This window comes from Actinoallomurus sp. NPDC052274, from assembly GCF_040679475.1.
Lineage (GTDB): Bacteria > Actinomycetota > Actinomycetes > Streptosporangiales > Streptosporangiaceae > Actinoallomurus > Actinoallomurus liliacearum.
Genome location: NZ_JBFAUT010000124.1, coordinates 1 through 3,233, shown reverse-complemented (window position 1 = coordinate 3,233; position 3,233 = coordinate 1). Strand labels below are relative to the sequence as shown.

Annotated in this window: 1 rRNA gene; it reads left to right on the top strand. The window is 57.3% G+C overall.

Annotated elements, in window-relative coordinates:
- Positions 1-93 precede the first annotated feature (93 nt).
- A 23S ribosomal RNA gene (locus AB0K82_RS44250) occupies positions 94-3,228 on the top strand.
- Positions 3,229-3,233: the final 5 nt, after the last annotated feature.

Genomic DNA, 3,233 nt, shown 5'->3' with positions numbered 1-3,233 from the left:
TTGGTTGGTGGTTTGGTGGTGGCTGGGGGTTGGTTCTGTCCGTGTTTTGAGAACTGCATAGTGAACGCGAGCATCTTGTTCTTTTTGTAGTGTGTTCAAGTTTTTTAGGGCACACGGTGGATGCCTTGGCACCAGGAGCCGATGAAGGACGTGGGAGCCTGCGATATGCCCCGGGGAGTTGGCAACCGAGCGTTGATCCGGGGATTTCCGAATGGGGAAACCTAGCACCTGTCATGGGGTGTTGCCTCCGTCTGAATTGATAGGGCGGTTGGTGGTAACGCGGGGAAGTGAAACATCTCAGTACCCGCAGGAAGAGAAAACAATATGTGATTCCCTGAGTAGTGGTGAGCGAAAGGGGATGAGGCTAAACCATGCGCGTGTGATAGCCGGCGGGTGTTGCGTGTGTGGGGTTGTGGGAGCGCTCTTGTCTGGACCGCCGTCCGGGCGTGAAGTTATAAAACAGCAGGGTAGTCGAACGATCTGGGATGGTCGACCGTAGTCGGTGAGAGTCCGGTAGGCGAAATCTTGTTGTCTTCATTGGGTGTTTCCCGAGTAGCACGGGGCTCGTGAAATCTCGTGTGAATCTGCCAGGACCACCTGGTAAGCCTGAATACTCCCTGGTGACCGATAGCGGACTAGTACCGTGAGGGAAAGGTGAAAAGTGCCCCGGTGAGGGGTCGTGAAAGAGTACCTGAAACCGTGTGCCTACAAGCCGTCAGAGCTCCCGCGCCTCTTTTGGGGTGTGGTGTGATGGCGTGCCTTTTGAAGAATGAGCCTGCGAGTTATGGTGTGTGGCGAGGTTAACCCGTGTGGGGGAGCCGTAGCGAAAGCGAGTCTGAATAGGGCGTTTGTAGTCGCATGCTGTAGACCCGAAGCGGAGTGATCTACCCATGGGCAGGTTGAAGCGCGGGTAAGACCGCGTGGAGGACCGAACCCACCAGGGTTGAAAACCTGGGGGATGACCTGTGGGTAGGGGTGAAAGGCCAATCAAACTCCGTGATAGCTGGTTCTCCCCGAAATGCATTTAGGTGCAGCGTCGCGTGTTTCTTGCCGGAGGTAGAGCTACTGGATGGCCTAGGGGGCCTACAAGCTTACTGAAGTCAGCCAAACTCCGAATGCCGGTAAGTGAAGCGTGGCAGTGAGACTGCGGGCGATAAGGTTCGTAGTCGAGAGGGAAACAGCCCAGATCACCGGCTAAGGCCCCTAAGCGTGTGCTAAGTGGTAAAGGATGTGGAGTTGCCGTGACAACCAGGAGGTTGGCTTAGAAGCAGCCATCCTTGAAAGAGTGCGTAATAGCTCACTGGTCAAGTGATTCCGCGCCGACAATGTAGCGGGGCTCAAGCACATCGCCGAAGCCGTGGCACTGCAACGTTACCCAGGCGTACTTGTACGTCCAGGGGTTGTGGTGGGTAGGGGAGCGCCGCGCCACCGGTGAAGCATCGGAGTGATCCAGGTGTGGAGGTGGCGCGGGTGAGAATGCAGGCATGAGTAGCGAATGAGGGGTGAGAAACCCCTCCGCCGGATGACCAAGGGTTCCTGGGGCAGGCTAATCCGCCCAGGGTAAGTCGGGACCTAAGGCGAGGCCGAGAGGCGTAGTCGATGGACAACGGGTTGATATTCCCGTACCCGCTGATACGCGCCCATGCTGAACCCACTGATACTAACCGTTCCTATCGTTGCTTGGTTCCTTCGGGGACCTTGCCGGCGTGTGGCCGGGACCTGAGGTGGTAGTAGGTAAGTGATGGGGTGACGCAGGAGGGTAGCTCAGCCCAGGCGATGGTTGTTCCTGGGGTAAGCATGTAGGGCGCACCATAGGTAAATCCGTGGTGTATTGAGCCTGAGATGTGATGCCGAGCCGATTTAGGTGAAGTGAGTGATCCCATGCTGCCGAGAAAAGCCTCTAGCGAGTGTGTCGGCGGCCCGTACCCGAAACCGACTCAGGTGGTCAGGTAGAGAATACCAAGGCGCTCGGGTGAACTGTGGTTAAGGAACTCGGCAAATTGCCCCCGTAACTTTGGGAGAAGGGGGGCCCCTGCTGGTGACCGAACTGGCTTTGTGAGCTGGTGGGGGTCGCAGATACCAGGGGGAAGCGACTGTTTACTAAAAACACAGGTCCGTGCGAAGTCGTAAGACGCTGTATACGGACTGACGCCTGCCCGGTGCCGGAACGTTAAGGGGACCGGTTAGCTGCTTCGGTGGCGAAGCTGAGAACCTAAGCGCCGGTAAACGGCGGTGGTAACTATAACCATCCTAAGGTAGCGAAATTCCTTGTCGGGTAAGTTCCGACCTGCACGAATGGCGTAACGACTTCCCCACTGTCTCAACCACAGGCCCGGTGAAATTGCACTACGAGTAAAGATGCTCGTTACGCGCAGCAGGACGGAAAGACCCCGGGACCTTCACTATAGCTTGGCATTGGCGTTTGGAGCGTCTTGTGTAGGATAGGTGGGAGACTGTGAAGCCATCACGCCAGTGGTGGTGGAGTCGTTGGTGAAATACCACTCTGGTCGTTTCGAGCGTCTAACCCGCGCCCGTGTATCCGGGTGGGGGACAGTGCCTGGTGGGTAGTTTAACTGGGGCGGTTGCCTCCCAAAGAGTAACGGAGGCGCCCAAAGGTTCCCTCAGCCTGGTTGGCAATCAGGTGTTGAGTGCAAGGGCACAAGGGAGCTTGACTGTGAGACAGACATGTCGAGCAGGTGCGAAAGCAGGGCCTAGTGATCCGGCACCGACGTGTGGAAGTGGTGTCGCTCAACGGCTAAAAGGTACCCCGGGGATAACAGGCTGATCTTGCCCAAGAGTCCATATCGACGGCAAGGTTTGGCACCTCGATGTCGGCTCGTCGCATCCTGGGGCTGGAGTAGGTCCCAAGGGTTGGGCTGTTCGCCCATTAAAGCGGCACGCGAGCTGGGTTTAGAACGTCGCGAGACAGTTCGGTCCCTATCCGCTGTGCGCGTAGGAGACTTGCGAGGGTCTGTCCCTAGTACGAGAGGACCGGGACGGACGAACCTCTGGTGTGCCAGTTGTACCGCCAGGTGCATGGCTGGTTGGCTACGTTCGGTCGGGATAACCGCTGAAAGCATCTAAGCGGGAAGCCTTCCTCCAGATGAGGTCTCCCAACCCTTTGTGGTTGTAAGGCCCCCAGCTAGACGACTGGGTTGATAGGCCGGAGATGGAAGCACTGTGAGGTGTGGAGTTGACCGGTACTAATAGGCCGAGTGGCTTGACACACACTC